This is a genomic window from Variovorax sp. 278MFTsu5.1 (assembly GCF_048305045.1).
GTDB classification, from domain to species: Bacteria; Pseudomonadota; Gammaproteobacteria; order Burkholderiales; family Burkholderiaceae_C; genus Variovorax; species Variovorax guangxiensis.
This window is the reverse complement of record NZ_CP157622.1, coordinates 3640021-3663841: the sequence shown is the minus strand read 5'-3', so window position 1 is coordinate 3663841 and position 23821 is coordinate 3640021. Positions and strand designations below refer to the sequence as shown.

The following is a 23821-nucleotide window of genomic DNA, read 5'->3' as shown; positions in this document are numbered from 1 at the left end:
TTGAAACCTAGATTCAAGGCCTGCGCTCCATTCTGGCAGCGCGAAACGAAAGAAGGAAACTCATCCATGACGAACGCGACCATGAACATCCTCCACATCGACGCCAGCGCCCGGCCGGGCCGTTCCGACACCGACCTGCACGGCTCGCACACCCGCCGCCTTTCCGCGCGCTTCGTCGAACGCTGGCTCGAGGCGCGGCCCGGCGACCGCGTCGATTACCTCGACGTGGGCCAGCAGCCGCCCGCGCACGTCAGCGGCCGCTGGATCCACGCGGCCTTCACGCCGCCCGCCGCGCGCGAGCCCTGGATGGCGCAGGTGCTCGCCGAAAGCGACCGGCTGGTCGACCAGCTCGTCGCGGCCGACCTGATCGTGGTGGGCCTTCCCATGTACAACTTCAGCGCGCCCGCGCAGTTCAAGGCGTGGATCGACAACATCGTGCGCGTGGGCCGCACCTTCGGATTCGACCGCTCGCGCGGCGCGGTGCCGTACTGGCCGATGCTGGCGGACGCGGGCAAGCGCGTGGTGCTGCTGGGCGCGCGCGGCGACCACGGCTACGACGCGGGCGGGCGCATCGCGCATCTCAACCACACCGAGAACAGCGTGCGCTCGGCCCTGGGCTACATCGGCATCACGGAGGTATACGAGGCAGCGGTGGAGTCCGACGAGTTCGGCGGCGAGCAGCTCGCCCAGTCGATCCGGCGCGCGGAGCAACGGGTGGACGCTCTGGTGGATGCGCTGCTGGAGCCTGCTGACACCACGCTGTCAGCAGCCACCGCCTAGGATTTTTCGCTCCACTTCCGGAGCGAAAGAAAAATGACGATCGACGACCCGTGGCTGGAGCGTTTCCCCCGTCCACCCACCGCCGAACTCTTCAGCCAGCGCGTGCTGGATTTCGACAGAGCCAAGGGCTCGATCCGCCTGAGCTTCGTCGCCACCGACGCCTTCCTCAACCCCGCGGGCGCGGTGCAGGGCGGCATCCTGGCCGCGATGCTCGACGACACGATGGGGCCGGCGCTGTGGGTGCTGAAAGGCGAGGAGACCTGCTCCGTCACCATCGACCTCAGCGTGTCCTTCCTGGCTGCCGCGAAGCCCGGCCTGCTGTACGGCGAGGGCCGCGTGGTGCAGCGGGGCAGGACGATCGCCTTTCTCGAAGCCCGGTTGAGCGATGCCGGCGGCCGTATCGTGGCGCGTTCCACGGCCAGCGCGCGCATCGTGAAGGGCTGATCCCGCTCAGTCCGCCAGCTGCTTGCGGAAGCCGATCGACAGCCGGTTCCAGCTGTTGATGGCGTTGATCGCCATCGTCAGGTTGACACATTCCGCCTCGCTGAAATGAGCGGCCAGCGCTTCGTAGGCCTCGTCGGGCGCGTGGGTGAGCGACACCTGCGTCAGCGCTTCGGTCCAGGCCAGCGCTGCGCGCTCGCGCCCGGTGAAGAGCGGCGTTTCGTGCCACACGCACAGGGTGGCCAGGCGGCGTTCGGTTTCGCCGGCCTTGCGCAGGTCGGCCGAGTGCAGGTCGATGCAGTAGGCGCAGCCGTTGATCTGCGAAGCGCGCAGCTTGACCAGGTCGAGCAGCTTCGGCTCCAGGCCGAGTTTGCCGATGGCCGCTTCGAAGCCGATCATGGCCCTGAGTGCGTCGGGAGAAGCCTTGTAGAAGTCGAGGCGGGATTGCATGGCGCGGGTTCCTTCAACGGGTTGAGTGGTTCAATGCAGCCTCGATGCTAGGAGCGAGGGGCGTCGCCGCAGGCGGCCAATCCGGGGCATTCGCAGGAGACCAATCCCATGGAGTTGCACGTCGTCATCGAAGGCGACAAGGACCTGGCCGGCCAGCTGTACCGGCAGTTGAAGGAGGCCATTCGCAGCGGCCGGCTTGCGGCGGGCGAGAAGCTGCCGCCGTCGCGCCTCTTCGCCCAGCAGTTGGGGCTGTCGCGCAAGACGGTGTCGGAGGCCTACGCCCGCCTGAGCTTCGAAAAGCTGCTCACGGGCCGCGTCGGCAGCGGCACCTTCGTGGCCCAGGACGCGGCGCGCAGGCCGGGCGCGGCAGCCACGCGGGCGCTGGCCGGGGGCGCCATGGTCGAGCACTGGCGCGGCATGAGCACACCGCTGCGGCACCCCGCGCCGGCTGGCAGCGCGCGCTACGAATACATCGGCGGTGCGCCGGCGCGCGATCTTTTTCCGCACGCGGACTGGCGCCGCTGCATGCTGCATGCGCTGCGGCAAGGCGCCCGCTCGCGCGGGCTGTACGGCGAGGCGGAGGGCCTGCCGGAGCTGCGCGACGCCATCGCGCGGCACGCGAGCTTTTCCAGGGGCGTGCGCTGCGTCGCGGCCGACATCCTCGTGACCAACGGCGCGCAGCAGGCGCTGGACCTGGTCGCGCGGGTGCTGGTCGAGCCGGGGAGCACGGTCGCGATGGAGGAGCCGGGCTATCCGCCGGCACGGCTGCTGCTGGCCGGGCAGGGCGCGAAGGTGGTGGGCATACCGGTCGATGGCGAAGGGCTGGTGGTTGAGCGCATTCCCGACGGAACGCAGCTGATCTACGTGACGCCCGCGCACCAGTTCCCGCTGGGCATGCCGATGAGCGAGGCGCGCCGCAAGGCACTGCTGAAGCGGGCCGACGAACTGGGCGCCATCGTCATCGAGGACGACTACGACAGCGAATTCCGCTACGAGGGCCGCCCGGCCGACTCGCTGCACGGCATGGATGCCAACGGCCGCGTGGTCTTCGTCGGCACCTTCTCGAAGACGCTGGCGCCCGATCTGCGGCTGGGCTACCTGCTCGCGCCGCCCGACGTGCTGGAGGCAGCCGCCACGGCCAAGTACCTGAGCGACTGCCACACCGCGACGCCGGCGCAGTCGGCACTGGCGAAGTTCATCGCCGACGGCGACCTCAACAGGCACATCCGGCGCTGCCACGCAGCCTATGCGCAGCGACGCGAGCGCATCGTGCGGCGCTTCGCGGAAGATCTTTCGCCGTGGTTCGAGCTGGTGCCGATCTCGGCCGGAATCCACATGGCGGCGCTGTGCAGGCCCGGAAAAGGGGACCGGATCGACATGGACCAGCTGGTGCGGCTGGCGCGCCGGGTCGACGTGGGGCTGTATCCGCTGGCGCCGTTCTTCCATTTCTCACCCCCTCGGGCGGGGCTGATGCTGGGGTTCGGCGCCATCGGCGAGGCCGACATCGACCCGTCGCTGGACCGGGTACGAGACGTGCTGTTGCAAATGGAATGAATCCGGCGGCGCCCGCGCCGCGTAAACCCGGTATCTTCCGCCGCAACCCGAACCCACCGATACTCAGAGACGGGAAACATTCGCGCCGCCGGCAACGTACCGGCTCCGAGCAAGTTCAATGAATCAAACAGGTCCCTCGAAATTCCGGTTCGGATTGCACACACGCCTGAGCCTGGGCGTGGCGGCGGTGGTCCTGCTGGCCACCTTCGCGATCGCCACCTTCGCCCTGCACCTTGTCAAGAGCAGCATGCGCGCCTCGATCGCGTCCGAGGAGTTCGCCCGGGTGGACGCCATCGCCGACGCGATCGACCAGAAATTCGGCAGCCGCCGCATCCTGCTGCAGACCTTCAGCGGCAGCGTCGAGGCCCAGGACTTCCAGGGCACGGCGGCGCTTCAGACCTTCGTGGAGAAGCATCCCTCGCTGCGCCAGGCCTTCGACAACGTCGCCTTCCTCGACATGGACGGCAACCTCGTGGCCAACCTCAACGGCGCGCAGGCGATCGGCAAGGTGAACGTCAAGGACAGGCCCTATTTCCAGCAGACGGTCGCCTCCAGGACGGGCCTGGTGTCCGAGCCCTACCGCAACCGGCTCAACGGACTGGCGCAGGTGGCCATCACCGAGCCGGTGTTCGACAGCACCGGGCAGGTGCGCTTCGTGATCTCCGGCGCCATCAACCTGAAGGACCGCAGCGTGCTGGGCACGCTCGCCGACGTGAAGTTCGGCAAGACCGGCTACCTGTTCGTGACCACGGTGGACGGCATCGTGGTCGACCACCCGAACGCCGCGCGCATCCTGAATCACGTCCAGCCCAACGGCAGCGGCGGCGACGCCCAGATACTCCGCGCGATGGCCGGCTTCCAGGGCTCCAGCGAAGGCGTCAACGAGGCCGGGGTGCCCAGCCTCTACGCCTTCGACCGCATGGTGCAGGCGAACTGGATCGTCGGGGCGATGTATCCGCGCAGCGAGGCCTTCGCGAGCATCAACGCCATCGAGCGCGGTGCCTGGATCGGCGCGCTCGCGCTGGCGCTGTGCGCCGGCGCGCTGACGCTGGCCGTGGTGCGCCGGCAGCTCACCCCGCTGGCGGAACTGCACCGTCACATGCAGTCCACCCAGCAGGCGCCCTCCGGGGGGGACGAAGGGACGCCCGTGGCGCAGCGGCGCTACGCCGCCGACGAGATCGGCGACCTCTCGCGCACCTTCGACGAGCTGATGGAGCAGCGGCGCGCCATCGAGCGCAGCCTGGCCCACAGCGAGGCGCAGGTCCGCATCATTGCCGACAGCATTCCGGCGATGGTGTCGCACGTCGACGCGTCGCTGCGCTACACCTTCGTCAATGCACACGTGCGGGCGCTGCACCGCGGCAACGGGCCGCTCGTCGGCCGCCTGATGCCCGACGTGCGCGGCCCGGCCGACTTCGCGGTCGTGGAGCCGCACTTCATGCGCGCGCTGGCCGGCGAGACCGTGATCCTCGAGAAATCGGGCGACCCGGCGCTGGGCATCGGCGACCGCACCTTCAAGGCGCACTACATCCCCGACCTCGACGCCCAGGGCAGGGTGTGCGGCGTGTTCTCGATGACCTTCGACATCACCGAGGAGGTCAACATCCGCCGCGCGCTGAGCGAACAGGAAACCCGCCTGCGCGACGTGACCGACAGCATCCCGGCGCTGGTCGGCTACTTCGACCGCCAGCAGAACTGCCATTTCGCGAACATCCGCGCGCGGCAGATGGCCGGCCTGGGCGAGAAGTCGGCGCTGCAGGGCACCACGCTGCGCTCGGCCCTGGGCAGGACGATCTATTCCCAGCTCAAACCGTACCTTCCGGTCATGTTCTCGGGCAAGAAGGTGCGCTTTCCGGTGCGCGCGCCGCTGCACGGCCGCCAGGGCTATTTCCAGGTCAACCTGATTCCCGACAAGAACCTGCGCGGCGAAGTGGTGGGCTTCTACCTGATGTCCTTCAACATCACGGCGCTGAAGGAAGCAGAGCTGCGCCAGGCCGAGAGCGAGCTGCGGCTGCGCGCCATCACCGACAACATGCCGGCGCTCATCACCTACATCGACCGCGAGGAGAAGATCACCTTCGCCAACGCCACCAGCCGCGAGTGGCTCGGGCTCGATCCGGCACAGGTGCTGGGGCGCCACGTGCAGGAGGTGTCGGGCCGCGAGGTGTACGTGTCGCGCCAGCCGATGCTGGCGCGCGCGCTGGCGGGCGAGCGCGTGGAATTCGAGGCGCGCATGCAGCTCGCGGGCAGCGAGCGCATCACGCAGGTCATCTACGTGCCCGACGTGCGCACCGACGGCGTGACGCACGGCATCTTCTCGCTGGCGCTGGACATCACGGCGCTGAAGGTGGTGGAGCACAAGCTCATCGAGCTGGCGCGGCTGGACACGCTCACCGGCCTGCCCAACCGGCTGGCCTTCAACGAGTACCTGCCCGACGCGGTGCTGCGCAGCCAGCTCACCGGCCATGCGATGGCCCTGATGTTCCTCGACATCGACCACTTCAAGGCCATCAACGACACCATGGGCCACGCGGTGGGTGACGCCGTGCTTTCCGAATACGCGCGGCGGCTGCAAGGCTGCGTGCGCGGCACCGACATGGTCGCGCGGCTGGCCGGCGACGAATTCGTGCTGGTGCTGGAGGGGCTGGGCACGCCGGAGGCGGCCGCCATCGTCGCGGAGAAGATCGTGGACCGCGTCCACACGCCGCCCTTCGTGGTGGACGGCCAGCGCGTCGACGTGACGACCAGCATCGGCATCGCCTTCCACCGCGCGAGCGGCTCGTCGGCCACGGCCGAGGAGCTGCTGGCTCGCGCGGACGTCGCGCTCTACAACGCCAAGGCGGCGGGGCGCGACAGGTTCGCGTTCTTCATGCAGTCCGGCGGCTCGCACAGCGGCTCGCCGACGCGGCTGGAGCACTGAGCCGGCAGGCCCTGCGAATCAGCAGGCGCCCAGCACGTGGTTCTCGTGGCGGCCATCGCCCAGCGCGAACCAGGCCGTGCCCCTGTGGGCGAAGCCGTGCTTCTCGTAGAAGGCGCTGGCGCGGCGGTTGCGGACGTTGACCGTGAGCCAGAGCGCGCCGTTGCCCGTGCGACCACGTACCGTGGAGCGGGCCTCCCGCAACAGGGCGGAGCCCACGCCCGAGCGGGTGAAGGGCTCCTGCACGTAGAGGGTGCAGAGTTCGGTGCTGGCGGCGGGAAACAACTCCTGCGGTGCGCCGAAGCGCAGTCGGGCGTAGCCGGCCAGATGGCCGCCTGCCTCGGCGACGAGCAGGGCGGTGTCCGGATCGCTCATCCAGGAAACGAAGGCGGCCGGCGTGAACTCGTCCAGTACGTAGCGCGCGAGCAGCTCGTTCACGCCTTCGGTCGCATAAGTGCTAAGCCAGACCTGGATGGACAAAGCCGCCAGCGCGGGAGCGTCGGCGGCGATGGCGGGGCGGATGTGGAGGTGAGTGCTGCGGGGCATGGGGCCGCGCGATTGTGCTCTCGCGCTCCCCCAGAAGAAGAACTCAGGCCCGGGCCGAAGCGCAGTCGGCCAGCGCGTCGCGCGGCTCGCGCCTGTCGAGCGCGCGGCTCCACAGCGCGATGGCCAGGCCCACCAGCGTGAGCAGCGCGGCCACCCAGCCCAGCGCGCGCAGGCCGGGGCCATGTTCGATCACCACGCCGCCGACCCAGGCGCCGAGCGCGTTGCCGAGGTTGAACGCAGCGATGTTGAGGCTCGAAGCCAGGTTCTGACCGGCGCCCGAAGCCTTCTCCAGCACCCGCAGCTGCATCGGCGCCACGGTGGCGAAGGAGGCCACGCCCAGCAGTCCGACGAACACCACTGCGGTGAAAGGCGTGCCGATGGTGAACTGCATTGCGCCGAGCACCACCGCCAGCGCCACCAGCGTGCCGAACACGGCGGCCATCGGCGCCCGGTCGGCCAGCTTGCCGCCGAGCAGGTTGCCGACAGCGAGGCCGCCCCCGAACACCAGCAGGATCGGCGACACGGCCGATTCCGACAGGCCCGTGACCTGCGTGAGCAGCGGCTGGATGTAGGTGTAGACCACGAACACGCCTGCGAAGCCGAGCACCGTCATCGCCAGGCCGAGCAGCACCTGCGGACGCGCAAGCACGCCCAGCTCCTCGCGCAGCGGCGCGGCCTTGGCCTCTTCCTTGACGCGGGGAACGAACACCGAGAGCACCGCGAAGGCCAGCACGCCGATCGCCGTCACGGCCCAGAAGGTAGAGCGCCAGCCGAAATGCAGCCCCAGCCATGCACCGGCGGGCACGCCGAGCAGCGTGGCGGCAGTCAGGCCGGTGAACATGATCGCGATGGCCGAGGCGCGGCGTTCCGGCGCCACCAGCCCGGTGGCGACCACCGAGCCGACGCCGAAGAAGGTGCCGTGCGCCAGCGAGGTGATGACGCGCGCGGCCATCAGCATTTCGTAGTTGGGCGCGAGGGCACAGGCGAGGTTGCCGAGCGTGAAGATCGCCATCAGCGCGAGCAGCACCGTCTTGCGCGGCAGCTTGCGGGTGGCGATGGTGAGCACGGGAGCGCCGACCGCGACCCCTAGGGCGTAGCCCGAGATCAGCAGGCCGGCGGCCGTGATGGAGACGTGAAGATCCGTCGAGACCTGCATCAGCAGGCCCATGATGACGAACTCGGTAGTGCCTATTCCGAAGGCACCGGCGGTGAGGGCAAGTAGAGCGATTGGCATGATGCCCTGTACTGTGAGGACGAATGCCATCGATGACTAGAATGCCACGGCTACATAGACTTGTGACTTGAAGTCACAGAACTGAGGAGGAGCCATGCCGCGCATCGAGGTCAACCGCTCCGGCGAAATGGAAGCCTTCGTGCAGGTGGTGGAGTCGGGCGGCTTCTCGTCCGCCGCGCGCCTGCTGGGCATGACGCCTTCGGCCGTGAGCAAGCTGGTGGCGCGGCTCGAGCTGCGCCTGGGCATACAGCTGGTGCACCGCTCGACGCGCAAGCTGCAGCTCACGCCCGAGGGCACGGAGTTCTACGAGCGCAGCCTGCGCGTGCTGGCCGACATGGACGAGGCCGAGCGCTGCGCCTCGGCCGGCGCCGCGCCTCGCGGGCGGGTGAGCATCAACGCCAGCGTCTCGTTCGGCCACCACAAGCTGGTGCCTCTGGTGCCGCGGCTGCTCGAGATGCACCCGCAGATCACGCTCGACATCGCGCTGACCGACCGCATCGTCGACCTGATGGACGAGCGCGCAGACATCGCGATCCGCTGGGGCCAGCTGCCGGCGTCGGACCTTGTGGCGCGCAGGCTGGGTGAAACCAGCCAGGCCATCGTCGCCGCACCTGACTACCTCGCCAAGTACGGCACGCCGCGCACGCCGCAGGAGCTGCAGGCGCACAACCGCCTTGGCTGGAGCTACCGCCGCAACACGCCCGACTGGCCGCTGCGCGTGGACGGCCGCATGCAGTGGCTGCCCGTTGCCGGCCCGGTGCGCGCGGGCGACGGCGAAACGCTGCGCCAGCTGGCCATCGCCGGGGCGGGCGTGGCGCGGCTGTCGCTGTATCACATACAGCACGACATCGACGCTGGCCGGCTGGTGCCGCTGCTGGAGGAATTCAATCCGGCCGAGGTGGAGCCGATCCACGCGGTCTACATCGGCAAGGCCGGCACGCTGCCCGCGCGGGTGCGGGCGGTGCTCGACTTCCTGGTGGCCTGCTCGGGCGTGGGAGGCGGGCGCTACACGATCAAGCGCACGGCGCCGATGCCGGGGAACTCGGCCGTCACCTGATCGCCGCGCCGGCAGGGCAGCACGCCCACCCATGAGCCCGTGGTGACGACGGTGCCGGCCGGCGCCGTCCGCCCGTTGCGCGTGATGTGGCGCAGCCAGATCGGCAGCAGCCACGCCGGATCGGCCAGGGGGTGCGTGCCCTCGCGCACCACCACTTCGGTATTGCCGATCTTCGTCTCGCAGCGCTGCGATGCCCAGTCGACAGCGGCGAAAGGTTTCCACTCGCCGAGCACGAGCGCGCCGTGCACCTGCGAGTCGGCCAGGCGCAGCAGGGCGGGCGTGGAGGGGAGGTCCTGCCAGCGTGCATCGACGATTTCCACTGAAACCGCCATGGCGTCGATCAGCGCTGCCGAGTTTTCGTGGTCGAGCGTCGCAGCTCGCGCGGGCGTCACGTCGTGGCCGAGCCGCAGGGCGATCTCGGCCTCGATGCCGGGCGTGTGGAAGACGAGGTCGCTGAAATCCGCCGGGCTCTGCCGCACGCCTTCAGGCGGCAGCGGCGCATGCGTGAGCGTCGCGCTTCGCGAGCCGCCGCCAGACTTCCATGCGCGGGGCACCGGCTGGCTCTCGAACCAGCCGAGCGCCGCCGCAACGGCGTCCTGCACTTCATAGGCCTGTGCCGCGGTTTCGAGTGTGTCGAGCCAGGGCGTGGCGTCGAGGGTGCGGTTGCCGCGGCGCGCGGCCACGAGTGCGTCGGTGAGGGCGGTCTGGGATGGATTCATCTTCCGGATCTTCTCAGCAAAGCAGGCCCTTCAGGTCTCGACGTGCACGTTGCCGTCCTTCACCACCTTCGCCCACTTGGCAATCTCCGTGCTGATGAACTGCCTGAACTTGTCCTGCGAGCCGCCGCCGTCCTCCGCGCCGTAGGTGTCCAGCCGCTCCTGCACGTCGGGCATGGCCAGCACGGTGTTCACGTCGCGGTTCACCTTCTGCGCGATGGACGCGGGCAGCTTGCCCGGGCCGGCGAGGCCGTACCAGGTGGTTGCCTCGAAGCCCTGGAAGCCTTGCTCCTGCATGGTCGGCACGTTGGGGTGGCCCTTGGCGCGCTTGGTGCGCGTCTGCGCCACGGCGAGCACGCGGCCGTTCTTCACGTGTGGCGTGGCGGCGGTCATGGTCTCGAAGCTGTACTGGATCTGCCCGCCCATCAGGTCTGCCAGCAGCGGGCCGCTGCCCTTGTAGGGCACGTGCAGCGCATCGACGCCGCCTTGCAGCTTGAACATTTCCAGCGCCAGGTGCTGCGCCGAGCCGGCGCCGGCCGAGCCGAAGCTCAGCGTGCCGGGCGCGGCCTTGCAGGCGGCGACGATGTCTTTCACGCTCAGCGCCTTCTGCGCCGGGTTGGCGATCAGGAGGTTGGGCGTGACGCCCACCAGCACGATGGGCACGAAGTCGCGCTCCACGTTGTAGCGCAGCTTGGGCTGCAGGCTGGGCGCGAGCGCGTGGCTGTTGATGTGGGCCATCAGCAGTGTGCTGCCGTCGCTGGGCTGCTGCGCCACGTAGTCGGCCGCGAGCACGCCGGCCACGCCGCCCTTGTTCTCGACGATCACCTGCTGGCCCCACATCGTGGTGAGCTTCTGCGCGACCACGCGGGCCAGCGCGTCGGTGCCGCCGCCGGGCGGAAAGCCGACAACGATGCGCACCGGCCCCGTGGGCCACTCCTGCGCGAAGAGCCGGGGCACGCCCAGCGTGGCGGCCGCGGCGCCCGCAGCCTGGATCAACGAACGTCTCTGCATCTTCCTTGTCTCCGTCGTGGGTGGGAATCCGATGCGCGCCGGCAGTGGCGCTGCGAGCCTGTGAGCCTGTTGTCTATGCGGCTTTCTGCAGCGCGGCCGGTGCCGTGTGGCTCGAGAAGTGGTCCATGGCGGCCTGCACGCCGCTGCCTGCCAGCTTGATGCCCGCGAGCTTCATGCCCATCTCGACACCGGCGACCATGGCCACCAGCGTCAGGTCGTTGCTGTCGCCCAGGTGGCCCATGCGGAACATGCGGCCCTTGAGCTTGCCCAGGCCGGTGCCCAGCGAGAGATCGAAGCGCTGGTGGATCAGCCGGCGCAGCGCGTCGGCGTCCACGCCCTCTGGCGTGATCACGCCGGTGAGCACGGGCGAGTACACGGCCGGGTCGGCGCACTGGACCGGCAGGCCCCAGGCGTTGACGGCGGCGCGCACGCCGGCGGCCCAGCGCTGGTGGCGCGCGAACACGTTGTCCAGGCCTTCGCCGAGGATCATGTCCAGCGACTCCGAGAGGCCGTAGAGCAGGTTGGTGTTGGGCGTGTAGGGCCAGTAGCCGTCCTTGTTCATCTCGACGATCTCGTCCCAGGCCCAGAAGGCCTTGGGCAGCTTCGCGTGCTTCGCGGCTTCGAGTGCGCGCGGCGAAAGCGCGTTGAAACTGATGCCCGGCGGCAGCATCAGGCCCTTCTGCGAGCCGCTGACGCACACGTCCACGCCCCATTCGTCATGGCGGTAGTCGGCGCTGGCAAGGCCCGAGATGCTGTCGACCATCAGCAGGGCGGGGTGGCCTGCCGCGTCGATGGCCTTGCGCACCGAGGCGATGTCGGAGGTGACGCCGGTGGAGGTCTCGTTGTGCACCACGCACACGGCCTTGATCTTCTTCTCGCTGTCCTTGCGCAGGCGGGCCTCGATGAGATCGGCCTGCACGCCGCGGCGCCAGCTCGGCGCGTTTGGCAGCTGCGAATCGGCGCCTTGCCAGGCGAGGAACTCGGTGGACAGGCCCAGGCGCGTGGCCATCTTCTGCCACAGCGAGGCGAAGTGGCCGGTCTCGTACATGAGCACGTGGTCGCCCGGGCTCAGCGTGTTGGCGAGCGCGGCCTCCCAGGCGCCGGTGCCCGAGGCAGGGTAGATCGCGACCGGGTGCTTCGTCTTGAAGATCTGCCGGATGCCGCCCAGCACCTTCAGCCCGAGCGTGCCGAATTCGGGCCCGCGATGGTCGATGGTAGGCAGGCTCATGGCCCGCAGGATGCGGTCGGGCACGGGGCTCGGACCGGGAATCTGGAGAAAGTGGCGGCCGGTGGGATGGATGTCGAGTTGCAGCATGAACGCTCCTTTCGCGTTCAGTTTTGCATTCAAAATTCATTTTTGCTTGATGGTTTACCCTTATGCGCCAAGGTTGTGGGTCCTGTTTTTTGCATTCAAAATGCATTCAAGGGACAAAACCATGACCGCCGAAATCATCGAAATCTCCAGGCTCGCGCTGCACGACCAGGTGGCCGCGCGCCTGCGCACCATGCTGGTCGAAGGGCTCATCGCACCCGGCGCCAAGCTCAACGAACGCGAGCTGTGCCTGCAGCTGAACGTGTCGCGCACGCCGCTGCGCGAAGCCATCAAGCTGCTCGCGGCCGAAGGGCTGGTCGACCTGCTGCCCAACCGGGGCGCTGTGGCGGTGAAGCTCACCGAGGCCGACGTGCTCGACACCTTCGAGGTGCTCGCCATGCTCGAAGGCATGTCGGGCGAGCTCGCCGCTCGGCGCATCACCGACGAAGAGCTTGCCGAGGTGCGCGCGCTGCACTACGAGATGCTGGCCTGCTTTGCGCGGCGCGATCTCTCGGGCTACTACAGGCTCAATGCGCGCATCCACACCGCGATCAACGAGGCGGCGGCGAACCCGGTGCTGTCGAACACCTACCGCTCCATCAACGCCCGCGTGCAGTCGCTGCGCTTTCGCACCAACCAGAACGAGGCGAAGTGGAAGCATGCGGTCGAGGAGCACGAGCAGATGATCGACGCGCTCTCCAAGCGCGACGCCGAGGCCATGCGCAAGGTGCTCGTGTCGCACGTGCTGCGCAAGCGCGACACGGTGCTGGAGCTGCTGCGTGCCGGCGAGATCTATCCACCGGCCAAATCAGCCAAGTAAAGCGGCCGAGTAAATCGGCCAAGTCCGTCAAAGCGACCTGATCACCATGCGCATCGACCCCGCCAGCCACATGCAGCCAGCCGGAACTGTTCTTCCGCCCAACGAAGCCTGCGAGCTGCTCGCGCGCCGCCTGCGCGCCGAGACGCAGGGCGAGGTGCTGTTCGACGACGCCTCGCGCGGGCGCTACGCCACCGACGCGTCGATCTACCAGATCACGCCCGTCGGCGCTTTCGTGCCCACGAACGAGCGCGACATCGCGACCGCCATCGACATCGCCCGCGACCTGAAGGTGCCGGTGCTCGCGCGCGGCGGCGGCACCAGCCAGTGCGGGCAGACCACCGGCGCTGCGCTGGTGATCGACAACAGCAAGCATTTCCGCCGCGTGCTCGACGTGAACGTGGAGGCGGGCACGGCCACGGTCGAGCCCGGCCTGGTGCTCGACCACCTGAACGCGCAACTCAAGCCGCACGGGCTCTGGTATCCGGTGGACGTGTCGACCAGCGCGCAGGCCACGCTGGGCGGCATGGCGGGCAACAACTCCTGCGGCTCGCGCTCCATCGCCTACGGGAACATGGTGCACAACGTGCTGGGCGCCAGCGCATGGCTGTCGAACGGCGAGCTCGTCGACTTCGGCACCGTCGGCTCGCTGGGCGTGCGCGCCGCAGGCATTGCGCAGTTCGTGCGCAGCCTCGCGCGGCAGCACCGCGAGGCGATCGCCGAGAACTGGCCCAAGGTCATGCGGCGCGTGGCGGGCTACAACCTCGACATCTTCGACAACCAGAGCGAGCGGCCCTACACGGCCGACGGCAGCGTGAACCTGGCGCACCTGCTGATCGGCTCCGAAGGTACGTTGGCGTACACCCGCAGCCTGACGCTCAAGCTCGCGCCGCTGCCGCGCGCCAAGGTGCTGGGAATCGTCAACTTCCCGACCTTCCATGCCGCGATGGACTCGGCCCAGCACATCGTGAAACTCGGGCCCACGGCGGTGGAGCTGGTCGACCGCACGATGATCGAGCTGAGCCTGGCCAACCCGGCCTTCAAGCCGACGGTCGAGACCGCGCTGATCGGCAAGCCGGCAGCTATCCTGCTGGTGGAGTTCTCGGGCTCCGACAAGGCTTCGCTGCTGCCGCAACTGAAGCAGCTCGTCGAGCTGATGGGCGACCTCGGCCTGCCGGGCAGCGTGGTCGAGATGCCCGACGAGGCGCGGCAGAAGAACCTCTGGGAGGTGCGCAAGGCCGGCCTCAACATCATGATGAGTCTCAAGGGCGACGGAAAGCCCGTGAGCTTCATCGAGGACTGCGCCGTGCCGCTGGAGCACCTGGCCGAATACACCGACGCGCTGACCGAGGTGTTCGCGAAGCATGGCAGCCGCGGCACCTGGTACGCGCATGCCTCGGTCGGCACGCTGCACGTGCGGCCGATCCTCGACATGCGCACCGACGGCGCCGCGAAGATGCGCGCCATTGCCGAGGAGGCGAGCGAGCTGGTGCGCAGGTACAAGGGCGCGTTCAGCGGCGAGCACGGCGACGGGCTGTGTCGCGGCGAGTGGATCGAATGGCAGTTCGGCCCGGCCATCAACGAGGCCTTCCGCGCGATCAAGCGCAAGCTCGACCCCATCGACCTTTTCAACCCCGGCAAGATCATCGACCCGCCGCGCATGGACGACGGCGCGCTGTTCCGCTTCGCGCCGCCCACCGCGCCCAAGCCCTATCGCCGCATCGAGCTCAAGCCCGTGCTCGACTGGTCGGCCTGGAACGTCGACGCCGACCCTGTGACCGAGGTGACGACCGCGCCCGGCACCGGCGGCGACAGCACCGGCGGCCTGGCCAAGGCCGTGGAGATGTGCAACAACAACGGCCACTGCCGCAAGTTCGACGCCGGCACCATGTGCCCCAGCTACCGCGTGACGCGCGACGAACAGCACCTCACGCGCGGCCGCGCCAACACGCTGCGGCTGGCGCTGTCGGGCCAGCTCGGCCCCGACGCCTTCACCAGCGAGGCCATGCACGAGACCATGGACCTGTGCGTGGGCTGCAAGGGCTGCAAGCGCGATTGCCCGACCGGCGTGGACATGGCGAAGATGAAGGTCGAGTTCCTCGACCACTACAAGAAGCGCCACGGTCACACGCTGAAAGACAGGCTCGTGGCGAACCTGCCCGACTACGCCCACAAGGCCAGCCGCTTTCCCTGGCTGCTGAACCTGCGCAACAGCGTGCCCGGCGCCGCATGGCTGGGCGAGAAGCTGCTGGGCTTCTCTGCGAAGCGCTCGCTGCCCGAATGGCGCGGCGACACCTTCTGGCGTGCGCGTGCCAACGAGCCGGGCCTGTTCGTCGAACGAGACGTGGCGCTGTCGATCGCGCGGCGCGGCGGCAAGGCGGCGGTGCTGTTCGTCGACACCTTCAACGGCACCTTCGAGAGCGAGAACGCGTTCGCGGCCGCGCGCGTGCTGCAGGCGGCGGGCTATGTGCTGTACACGGTCGAGAAGGGCAGCGGCGGGCATCACTGCTGCGGCCGGACCTTCCTGGCCAGCGGCATGGTCGACGAGGCCAAGAGCAAGGCCGAGGCGCTGATCGACGCGCTGCTGCCGCTGGCGCGCGCGGGCGTGCCCATCGTCGGACTCGAGCCTTCGTGCCTGCTCACGCTGCGCGACGAGGCGCTGGTGATGGGCTTCGGCGAGAAGGCCGAGCTGGTGGCGAAGCATGCGCTGCTGTTCGAGGAATTCATCGCCCGTGAGCGGAAGCAGGGCCGCTTCGAGCTGCCGCTGAAGCCCGCCGAGGCGCCCATCCTGCTGCACGGCCACTGCCACCAGAAGGCCTTCGGCGCGGTGAGCCCGGTGATGGAGGTACTCAAGCTCATTCCCGGCGCACAGCCCGAGCTCATCGAAAGCTCCTGCTGCGGCATGGCCGGCAGCTTCGGCTACGAGGCCAGCCATTTCGAGGTGTCGATGAAGATGGCCGAGGCCAGCCTGCTGCCCGCCATCCGCGCGAAGCCGGGTGCCATCGTGGTGGCCGACGGCACCAGCTGCCGCCACCAGATCGGCGACGGGGCGCAGCGCGAGGCGGTGCACGTGGCGGTGCTGCTGGAGCGGCACCTGCTGCATACAGACCCGGCGGCCGAAGCGGGTTGAGCGGCCGGCGCCTGCAGGCTCGCGGCGGCTGCCGCAGAATAGGCCCGCCTGCCGCCCGCCACGCCAATGCCGACGACGCTCGCTTCTCCATCCCCCATCTCCGCCCAGCCCACGCTGCGGCTTGCCTTCGCGCTGTCGATGGGCGCGGCTGTGTCGCTCGGCATCACGCGCTTCGCCTACGCGCTGCTGCTGCCGCCCATGCGCGCGGACCTGGGCTGGAGCTACGCGCTGGCTGGGGGCATGAACACGGCCAACGCGGTCGGCTATCTCGTCGGTGCGCTGGGCACGCCGGCGCTGATGCGGCGCTTCGGCGCGACACGGCTGCTGGTGTTCGGTGCGGTGCTGGCCAGCGTGTTCATGGCGGGCAGCGGCTTCGTCACCGATGCGTCGGCCCTGCTGCTGCAACGGCTGCTGGCGGGCGTGGCCAGCGCCTGGGTGTTCGTTGCGGGCGGGCTGCTCGCGGCCCGGCTCAGCGATGCGGGCTCCGCGCGCGGAGGTCTGCTGCTGGGCATCTACTACGGGGGCACCGGCTTCGGCATCCTGCTGTCGGCCTTGCTCGTGCCGCAGGTGCTGCGCGCGGCGGCCGGCGTGCCTCACGGATGGGCCTGGGCGTGGTGGGCGCTGGCGGTTGCGAGCGCGGCCGCCACCTGCCTGCTGGCCTGGGCGGGGCGTGCGATGCCGGAACAGCAGTCTGCTGCGCCCGCGGCGCCCGCCGCTGCGGCGGGCTCGGCACCGCCCGTCGCGCTGCATCGCTTCGGCTGGGCGCTTGCCGGCTATGCCCTGTTCGGCATGGGCTATATCGGCTACATGACCTTCGTGATCGCGCTGTTGCGCGAGCAGGGCGCCAGCGCAGGCTTCGTCACGCTGTTCTATGCCTTGCTGGGCATCGCCTGTGTGGCTTCTTCCAGGCTGTGGGCCGGGCTGCTCGACCGGTATCACGGCGGGCAGCCGCAGGCGCTGCTCAACGGGCTTCTGGGCGTGGCGACGCTGCTGCCGGTGCTGAGTTCGTCGGCGCCGGTGGCGCTGATCTCGGGCGTGCTCTTCGGCGCGGTGTTCCTGTCGGTGGTGGCCTCGACCACCGCGCTGGTGCGCCACAACCTGCCGCCGTCGCGCTGGGCGCAGGGCATCAGCGCCTTCACCATCATCTTCGCGCTGGGGCAGATCGTCGGGCCGACAGTCACGGGCTGGATCTCGGACGGTCCGGGCGGACTGGCGCGCGGGCTCGTGGCTTCGGCAACGGCCCTGTGGCTCGGCGCGGTACTCGCATCGCGCCAGCATTCGCTGCAAAGGGAGACATCGCGATGAGCGGCTTTGCCTTGTTCGAAACTTCCATCGGCATGTGCGCGCTGGCATGGGGCCCGCACGGACTGGTCGGCGTGCAGCTGCCTGCCGACAACGGAGAGCCCGCCACGCGTGCGCGCATGCGGCAGCGATTTCCTGATCTGCAGGAAGGCCCGCCGAACGAAATGGCGCAGCGTGCCGTCGAGGCCATCCAGGGCCTTCTGCGCGGCGTGCACGACGACCTGAGCCACATCGAGCTGGACATGAGCGGCGTCTCCGAATTCCACCAGCGCATCTACGCGATCGCGCGGCGCATTCCACCGGGCCAGACCCGCACCTACGGCGAGATCGCCGAGGAACTGGGCGACAAGGGCCTGTCGCGCGCCGTGGGCCAGGCCATGGGCCACAACCCCTTCGCGCCCGTGGTGCCGTGCCACCGCGTGCTGGCGGCGGGCAACAAGCCGGGCGGCTTTTCGGCCGGCGGCGGCGCGCTGACCAAGCTGCGCATGCTCGACATCGAGGATGCGCGGCCGAACGGAATGGCGTCGCTTTTCTAGGCAGCAGGCACCGGCAGCCGGTGCAGCGTCGCGATGCGCGACGCGAAGATGATCGCCGCCTGCAGCCCGAATCCCGCGAGCGCCAGCAGCAGGCAGGCCGGCTCGCCCCATGCGGCGCCGACCATGCCGCCCAGCGCCGCGCCTATCGGCCGGGCGCCGGCGTTGATCGTGAGGAACACGGCCGACACCCGGCCCAGCATCGTGGCTGCCGTCACGCTCTGGCGCAGCGTGGTCGATGTGATGACCCAGACCATCGGCCCCGCGCCGAACAGGAAGAACGAGAGCGCCGCCAGCGTCGCGGTCGGCACGACGAGCGTGGCCGCCATTGCTGCTGCAGCCAACACCGCGACCGAGGGGCCAACCTGTATCGCGCGGCCGAAGGGCAGGCGCGCCACCACGCGAGGAGTCAGCAGCGCTCCGACGACCATGCCCGCGCCGTACATCGCCAGCGTGAAGCCCACCGCCTGCGCGCCGAGGCCGAGCACGCGCACGGCGTAGGGCACGTAGCCCGCCTGCAGCACGAACCACGAGATGTTGAAGACCGCGCCGGTCAGCAGCATCGGGCGCAGCATCTCGTGTTGCCAGACGAAGCGCGCGCCGTCGCGTACTTCGAGCAGCGGATGCCGGCTGGCGCAAGGGGCACGCGGTGCCTCGGCGAGGCGCAGCAGCAGGGCCACGGCAGCCGCCGAAAGCACTGCTGCCAGCACGAACGCGGCCGACGCGCCGGCCCAGGCCACGAGGGCACCCGCGAGCGCAGGTCCGGCGGTGAAGGCTGCGCTGCGCGCCAGTTCGAGCCGCCCGTTGGCCGTTGCCAGTGCGTCCCTCGGTACGAGCGCCGGCACCAGCGCGGGTGCCGCGACGCTGAAACCCACGGTGCCGACAGCGCCCAGAAATCCCAGCACCGCCAGCCAGCCGATGCTCAGCTTCGACGCGAACACCATCGCCAGCAACACGAGAAGCGACACCGCCCGCAGCCCCTCGGCCCAGACCATCAGCCGCCGCCGCGACATGCGGTCCGCGAGCAGGCCCATGGGCATCGAGACCAGCAGGAAGGGCAGAGTCTGCACGGCCGCGAGGAAGCCGATCTCGCCAGGCCCCGCGCCTAGCGCGAGCACCGCCACCAGCGGCACCGCCGCGAGGCTCAACTGTTCGGCGGACTGCGCGGCTAGGTTGGACCAGGCGAGGTTTTGAAATGCGTGGGGGAGGGGCGTTGTTCGAGTCATGCCCTCATCGTGCTGGCGGCGGGCCTTCGCGGCTGGCCGTTTCCGGACGCGCGAGCGTCAACGCCGCGGCTTCTTCGCAGCTGGCTCGGAAGCTGGCGAGACAACCTCCATCACGAAATCGATGAAGGCCCGGACCTTCGCGGCCGGCAAGTGGCGCGACGGATAAAGCGCGTAGAGCGGGAGCCGCTCGTCGGGCCAGTCTGGAAACAGATCGACCAGCTCGCCCCGGTCGAGCTGCGGCTGGATGCCCACCGCCTTGATCTGCGCGACGCAGATGCCGGCGAGAACGGTTTCGAGCACCGTGCCTGGATCGGTGAGCAGCAGCCTTCCGGTGGTCGGCACCTTCAGGAGCTTGCGCCCGCGCTGGAACTCCCAGGCGTAGGGTTGACCGGTGACCGGGTTGCGCACCTGCAGGCAGGCATGGCCGGCAAGGTCCGCCGGCTTCGCGGGACGCCCGTGCTGCGCGAGGTAGGCCGGCGTTGCGGCGGTGACCACGCGCGAATCCATCAGCTTGCGGGCCACCAGCGACGACGACGGCGGCTCGCCGAAGCGCACCGCGATGTCGAAGCCTTCGGCGACGAGATCGCCGAGCTGGTCGCGTGCGATCAGCTCCAGCGTGAGGTCGGGATGGCGCGCGAGAAAGCGCGGCAGGTGCCGCGCCAGCAGCAGGCGGGACGTGAATGCGTCGGTATTCACGCGAAGGCGCCCGCGCACCGCGCCGGACGCACCCGAAGCGATCGTCACCGCGTCCTCGATGCCGAGCACCAGCGGATTGATGTTGGCGTAGAGCTGCCGGCCTTCGTCCGTGAGGCTCAGTGAGCGGGTGGTGCGGTCGAACAGCCGTATGCCGATGCGGCCTTCGAGCCGGGCGATGGCGCGGCTCACGCCCGAAGGAGTCAGGCCGAGCGCGTTGGCGGCGCTGGCGAAGCTGCCGCCTTCGACCACGGCGGCCAGCACGCTGACGTTGGAGAGGAGGCGTCCGTCGAGAGTCATCTTCTTATTCGTGATCAGGTGTCATGAATGATATGCACTGAGGTCGCTTCACTCAAAGATCGGTTCTTCCTACGATCGTCCCGTCGCATGCGTCAGCCAATCAATCGATCAAGTGAAGAAAAGGAAATCCCATGTACGCAATCACCGGAATCACCGGACAGGTCGGCGGCGCCGTCGCGCGTGCCTTGCTGGCAGAGGGCCAGCGCGTTCGCGCGGTCGTCCGCGACGAAGGCAAGGGCCTTGTCTGGGCCGGGCTCGGCTGCGAAGTGGCCGTCGCCGAGATGAACGATGCCGCCGCACTGGCGCGCGCCTTCGCCGGCACGGCCGGCGTCTTCGTGCTGCCGCCGCCGAACTTCGACCCCGAGCCGGGCTTTCCCGAGGTCAGGGCCGAGAACGCGGCGATACGCGAGGCGCTGGAAATCGCGCGGCCGCCGCGCGTGGTGTGCCTGTCGACCGTCGGTGCGCAGGCCGCGCAGCCCAATCTGCTGAGCCAGCGCACAATGCTGGAAGAGGCGCTGCGCACGCTGCCCTTCGCCGTCACCTTCCTGCGGCCCGCGTGGTTCCTGGAGAACCTGCGCTGGGACATCGCACAGGCGCGCGAGCAGGGCCTGCTTTCCAGTTACCTGCAGCCGCTCGACCGTGCTGTGCCGATGGTGGCGACGGCCGACGTGGGCCGCGTCGCCGCCGAACTGCTGCTGCACGAGGGCGAACTGCCGCGTGTGGTCGAGCTCGAAGGGCCCCAGCGGCTGACGCAGCACGACATTGCCGCCGCGCTCACGCAGGTGCTGGGCCGTCCGGTGCACGCCGAAGCGGTGCCGCGCGAGAACTGGGGCGAGATCTTCCGCGCTCAGGGCATGCGCGACCCGGTGCCGCGCATCCAGATGCTCGATGGCTTCAATGAGGGATGGATCCGCTTCGAGAGCAACGATGCGAGCGTGCGCAAGGGCAGGGTGGGCGTGGCGGAGGTGATCCGCTCCCTTGCCGGCTAGGCAGCCTGCCGCGCCTGCATCTCTTCGAACCACTCGGCCACATAGCCCGCTTCCGGCGCAGCATCGGGCGCGAGGCCGTAGTAGTAGCGCTCCAGCGTCATGCGCAGCGTGGGCAGCGGCGACTGCAGGCGGCCCGAAGCGAGGTCGTGCGACACCAGCGATGTCGGCGCCAGCGCGATGCCCAGTCCGTCGACCGCCGCCTGCAGCACGAAGTGCAGGTGGTCGAACTGCAGCCGGCCCGCCGGGCGGGCGCGGGGGGCGCCGACCTGCTTCTTCCAGGCGTCCCAGTCGTCCTTGCGCGTGCGGGCCGAAAGCAGCACGTGCGAGGCGAGGGCGCGCAGGTCCGGCAGCGGGTGGGTCTTGAAGAGCGCAGGGGCCCCGACCACCAGCACTTCATCTTCGAGAAAGGGCTGCACCTCCATCGACGAGGGCCAGCCTTCCAGGCCCCGGCGCACCGCGATGTCGAAGCTGCCGATGGCCTCCTCGGGCATGACGGTGCTGGTGACGACCTGCGGCTCGATCTCCGGAAAGCGCTCGACGAAGGAGGGCAGGCGCGGAATGAGCCAGCGCACCGCGAAGGAGGGCCGCACGTTGATGCGCACGGCGCGCGCCGGTCCCTGCGACTGCAGCGCCCGCGCGGCGGCGTTGATCTGCGCGAGCGCCGGCTGCACCTCGGCGAAGAACTGCTGGCCCTCGGCCGTGAGAGCCACCTGCCGGATGCGCCGCTCGAAGAGCGCGATGCCCAGGAACTCCTCGAGGCTCTTGATCTGCCGGCTCACGGCGCTGTGCGTGACATGCAGTTCGAGCGCCGCGCGCGTGAAGCTGAGGTGGCGTGCCGCGGCGGCGAAGGCGCGCACGGCGTTCAGGGAAGGCTCTCGAAGCGGCATGCGTGCGATTTTCTCACGCATGACGGTCGTTAATGTCGTTTGTCGGCAAGGCGGGTGCAGTCGCACCATCGAGGCTCGATGTCACGCTCCGCACCCGCTCCCCAGACTTCCCCCACCGACCTGAACTCCCGCCATGCGGCGATGGCCCTCGGCCTCTCGCTGCCGGCCGACGTGGTGCTCTACCTGCTGCTGCCGATGTACGCCAGAGAGTTCGGCGTGACGCTGGCCGAGGCCGGCATGCTGCTCGCGGCCAACCGACTGGTGCGCATCGCCGGTTACGGCTTCGTCGCCCGCTTCTATGCCCGCAACGGCGACCGGCTGACCTGCACCATCGCGGTGGTGGCTGCTGCTGCGTGCGGCCTGGGCTACGCCACGCTCTCGGGCTTCTGGGCGCTGCTGCCGCTGCGGCTGATGTGGGGCCTGTGCTTCGCGGCGCTGAACCTGTCGACGCAGGCGCTGGCCACGGCCGATCCGGTGGGCGCCGCGCGGCGCAACGGGCGTTCTCGCGCCTTCATCGCGATGGGGCCGGTGCTCGCGCTGCCTCTGGGGGCGCTGCTGGCGCAGTGGACAGGGCCGCGCGCGATCTTCGGCGTCCTTGCGGTTTTCTCGCTGCTGGCGTGCTTCGTCACGCGGCGGCTGCCGGCGGCGCCGCATCCAGTGGCCAGGCCGGTGAAGCGCTTCAAGCTGCCCAACAGCCTCGACGGCTGGTCGTTCATGGAAGGGCTGGCGCTCGACGGGCTCTTCATCGTCGGTCTCTCCTACCTGGGCAAGGACCTGCTGCCGGGCGGCGCCGTGATCGTGGCCGGCGTGCTGATGGCGCTGCGCTATCTCGCGGAGATCCTGCTGAGCCCGGTCGGCGGGCGCATGGCCGAGCATTTCGGCGCCGAGCGCCTGCTGGTGAGCCTGTCGCTGGTCACCGCCATCGCGCTCATGGGCTTCGGCCTCGGCTGGCTATGGAGCTGCGCGGCGCTGATCGTGGTGCTGCGCGCCTTGCAACTGCCGCTGCTGCCGCCCATCGTGGCGCGCCGCACGCCGGGGCCGGAGCGCGTGCAGGCGCTGGCGGCGCGCTCGGTGTGGCGCGACATCGGCGCCGGTGCCGGGCCGCTGATCGCGGGGCTGCTGCTGCCGGTCGCCTCGCCGCCCTGGATCTACGGCGTGGCCGCCTTGCTGCTTGCGCTCGCGGCGCTGGCCTGCGGCTGGGGCGCGTCGACACAATCGACCAACATCCAGCAAGGAAGTGCATGACGACCTCTCACACCATCGAAACCGTCTCCCAGCTCGAAGCACTTTTCGGGGTGCCCGGCGACGCCTCACTCAAGAAGGAGGTGCCGTACCTGCACCCGAACTATCAGGCGCTGATCGCCGCTTCGCCCTTCGCGGTGCTCGCCACCATCGGTCCGGGCGGGCTCGATGCCTCTCCGCGCGGCGACCCGCCGGGGTTCGTCGTGGTACAGGACGAGAAGACGCTGCTGATGCCCGAGCGGCGTGGCAACAACCGCATCGACAGCCTGCGCAACATCGTGGCCGACCCGCGCGTGGCGCTGCTTTTCCTGATCCCGGGCGTGGGCGAGACGCTGCGGGTGAACGGCAGGGCGCAGATCTCGGTCGAGCCGGCGCTGCTGGAGCGCTTCGCCATGGAAGGCAAGCTGCCGCAATGCGTGATCCGCGTGACGGTGGAGACGGTGTTCTTCCAGTGCGCGCGGGCGATCCAGCGTTCGAAGCTGTGGGCGCCGCTGCCGCCGGATGCAAAGCGAGAGGTGCCGACGCCGGGCGCGATCCTGTCGGCGCTGACCGAATCCGCCTTCGACGGGGAAGCCTACGACCGGGAGCTGCCGGCGCGGCAGCGAGCGACGCTCTACTGAGCCGGCGCCATGACGAAAAAAGCCCGCGGAAGCGGGCTCTTTCCTGCGGTCCGTGGACCGATGG

The 23821-nt window shown here is 69.5% G+C and carries 21 protein-coding genes; 12 read left to right on the top strand and 9 right to left on the bottom strand.

What is annotated here, in order from left to right; all coding sequences use genetic code 11:
- Positions 1-66: 66 nt before the first annotated feature.
- Both ABL844_RS17045 and ABL844_RS17040 read left to right on the top strand, forming a co-directional pair.
- Positions 67-780, top strand: coding sequence for an FMN-dependent NADH-azoreductase (locus ABL844_RS17045; RefSeq protein ID WP_418128282.1), 714 nt, complete (start codon positions 67-69; stop codon positions 778-780).
- Positions 781-813: 33 nt separating this feature from the next.
- On the top strand, positions 814-1224 hold the full coding sequence (locus ABL844_RS17040) for a PaaI family thioesterase (RefSeq protein WP_418128281.1): 411 nt from the start codon (positions 814-816) through the stop codon (positions 1222-1224).
- Positions 1225-1230: 6 nt separating this feature from the next.
- On the opposite strand, the gene ABL844_RS17035 is transcribed toward ABL844_RS17040, so the two are convergent.
- Positions 1231-1671, bottom strand: a complete 441-nt coding sequence (locus tag ABL844_RS17035) for a carboxymuconolactone decarboxylase family protein (RefSeq protein WP_418128280.1) — start codon at positions 1669-1671, stop codon at positions 1231-1233.
- A gap of 108 nt (positions 1672-1779) precedes the next feature.
- Here ABL844_RS17035 and ABL844_RS17030 point away from each other — a divergent pair, with 108 nt between their 5' ends.
- Positions 1780-3225, top strand: coding sequence for a PLP-dependent aminotransferase family protein (locus tag ABL844_RS17030; RefSeq protein ID WP_418128279.1), 1446 nt, complete (start codon positions 1780-1782; stop codon positions 3223-3225).
- A gap of 154 nt (positions 3226-3379) precedes the next feature.
- Positions 3380-6145, top strand: a complete 2766-nt coding sequence (locus ABL844_RS17025; protein ID WP_418128278.1) for a diguanylate cyclase domain-containing protein — start codon at positions 3380-3382, stop codon at positions 6143-6145.
- Positions 6146-6163: 18 nt separating this feature from the next.
- On the opposite strand, the gene ABL844_RS17020 is transcribed toward ABL844_RS17025, so the two are convergent.
- Together ABL844_RS17020 and ABL844_RS17015 are read right to left on the bottom strand one after the other, a co-directional pair.
- On the bottom strand, positions 6164-6688 hold the full coding sequence (locus tag ABL844_RS17020) for a GNAT family N-acetyltransferase (RefSeq protein WP_260319263.1): 525 nt from the start codon (positions 6686-6688) through the stop codon (positions 6164-6166).
- 43 nt (positions 6689-6731) lie between these two features.
- On the bottom strand, positions 6732-7922 hold the full coding sequence (locus tag ABL844_RS17015) for an MFS transporter (protein WP_184637747.1): 1191 nt from the start codon (positions 7920-7922) through the stop codon (positions 6732-6734).
- A gap of 94 nt (positions 7923-8016) precedes the next feature.
- On the opposite strand from ABL844_RS17015, the gene ABL844_RS17010 reads away from it, so the two are divergent.
- The gene (locus ABL844_RS17010; RefSeq protein WP_418121137.1) at positions 8017-8979 is read left to right on the top strand and encodes a LysR substrate-binding domain-containing protein; all 963 of its coding nucleotides are present in this window, start codon (positions 8017-8019) and stop codon (positions 8977-8979) included.
- Here ABL844_RS17010 and ABL844_RS17005 read toward each other — a convergent pair.
- The 3 genes from ABL844_RS17005 to ABL844_RS16995 form a co-directional block, all read right to left on the bottom strand.
- Positions 8928-9698 carry a fumarylacetoacetate hydrolase family protein gene (locus tag ABL844_RS17005; RefSeq protein ID WP_418128277.1) on the bottom strand — a complete coding sequence of 257 codons (771 nt, stop codon included), beginning with the start codon at positions 9696-9698 and terminating at the stop codon, positions 8928-8930. The genes ABL844_RS17010 and ABL844_RS17005 overlap by 52 nt on opposite strands.
- 30 nt (positions 9699-9728) lie before the next feature.
- Positions 9729-10706 carry a Bug family tripartite tricarboxylate transporter substrate binding protein gene (locus tag ABL844_RS17000; protein WP_126020094.1) on the bottom strand — a complete coding sequence of 326 codons (978 nt, stop codon included), beginning with the start codon at positions 10704-10706 and terminating at the stop codon, positions 9729-9731.
- Positions 10707-10779: 73 nt separating this feature from the next.
- On the bottom strand, positions 10780-12021 hold the full coding sequence (locus tag ABL844_RS16995; RefSeq protein ID WP_418128276.1) for a pyridoxal-phosphate-dependent aminotransferase family protein: 1242 nt from the start codon (positions 12019-12021) through the stop codon (positions 10780-10782).
- Between the two features lie 121 nt (positions 12022-12142).
- Here ABL844_RS16995 and ABL844_RS16990 point away from each other — a divergent pair, with 121 nt between their 5' ends.
- The 4 genes from ABL844_RS16990 to ABL844_RS16975 all read left to right on the top strand — a co-directional run bounded on the left by ABL844_RS16990 (position 12143) and on the right by ABL844_RS16975 (position 17803).
- The gene (locus tag ABL844_RS16990; RefSeq protein ID WP_126020090.1) at positions 12143-12838 is read left to right on the top strand and encodes a GntR family transcriptional regulator; all 696 of its coding nucleotides are present in this window, start codon (positions 12143-12145) and stop codon (positions 12836-12838) included.
- Positions 12839-12884: 46 nt separating this feature from the next.
- Entirely contained in the window at positions 12885-15965 is a 3081-nt protein-coding gene (locus ABL844_RS16985) for an FAD-binding and (Fe-S)-binding domain-containing protein (protein WP_418128275.1), read from the top strand.
- Positions 15966-16031: 66 nt separating this feature from the next.
- A complete protein-coding gene (locus ABL844_RS16980; RefSeq protein ID WP_184637757.1) occupies positions 16032-17270 on the top strand; it encodes a YbfB/YjiJ family MFS transporter in 1239 nt (412 codons plus the stop codon).
- Positions 17267-17803 carry a methylated-DNA--[protein]-cysteine S-methyltransferase gene (locus ABL844_RS16975; protein WP_418128274.1) on the top strand — a complete coding sequence of 179 codons (537 nt, stop codon included), beginning with the start codon at positions 17267-17269 and terminating at the stop codon, positions 17801-17803. The genes ABL844_RS16980 and ABL844_RS16975 overlap by 4 nt, the downstream gene beginning before the upstream one ends.
- Here the strand turns inward: ABL844_RS16975 and ABL844_RS16970 are convergent.
- Positions 17800-19026: an MFS transporter gene (locus tag ABL844_RS16970; protein ID WP_126020082.1), complete on the bottom strand. Its 1227-nt coding sequence runs from the start codon at positions 19024-19026 to the stop codon at positions 17800-17802. The genes ABL844_RS16975 and ABL844_RS16970 overlap by 4 nt on opposite strands.
- 57 nt (positions 19027-19083) lie before the next feature.
- A complete protein-coding gene (locus tag ABL844_RS16965) occupies positions 19084-20019 on the bottom strand; it encodes a LysR substrate-binding domain-containing protein (RefSeq protein ID WP_418116465.1) in 936 nt (311 codons plus the stop codon).
- A 131-nt stretch (positions 20020-20150) separates the two neighbouring features.
- Here ABL844_RS16965 and ABL844_RS16960 point away from each other — a divergent pair, with 131 nt between their 5' ends.
- Positions 20151-21008, top strand: coding sequence for an NmrA family NAD(P)-binding protein (locus tag ABL844_RS16960; protein WP_418128273.1), 858 nt, complete (start codon positions 20151-20153; stop codon positions 21006-21008).
- On the opposite strand, the gene ABL844_RS16955 is transcribed toward ABL844_RS16960, so the two are convergent.
- Positions 21005-21895 (bottom strand): LysR substrate-binding domain-containing protein, encoded by an 891-nt coding sequence (locus ABL844_RS16955; protein WP_418131915.1) that lies wholly within the window; start codon positions 21893-21895, stop codon positions 21005-21007. The genes ABL844_RS16960 and ABL844_RS16955 overlap by 4 nt on opposite strands.
- A gap of 78 nt (positions 21896-21973) precedes the next feature.
- Here ABL844_RS16955 and ABL844_RS16950 point away from each other — a divergent pair, with 78 nt between their 5' ends.
- Together ABL844_RS16950 and ABL844_RS16945 are read left to right on the top strand one after the other, a co-directional pair.
- On the top strand, positions 21974-23140 hold the full coding sequence (locus tag ABL844_RS16950; protein WP_418128272.1) for an MFS transporter: 1167 nt from the start codon (positions 21974-21976) through the stop codon (positions 23138-23140).
- Entirely contained in the window at positions 23137-23757 is a 621-nt protein-coding gene (locus ABL844_RS16945) for a pyridoxamine 5'-phosphate oxidase family protein (protein WP_418128271.1), read from the top strand. The genes ABL844_RS16950 and ABL844_RS16945 overlap by 4 nt, the downstream gene beginning before the upstream one ends.
- Positions 23758-23821: the final 64 nt, after the last annotated feature.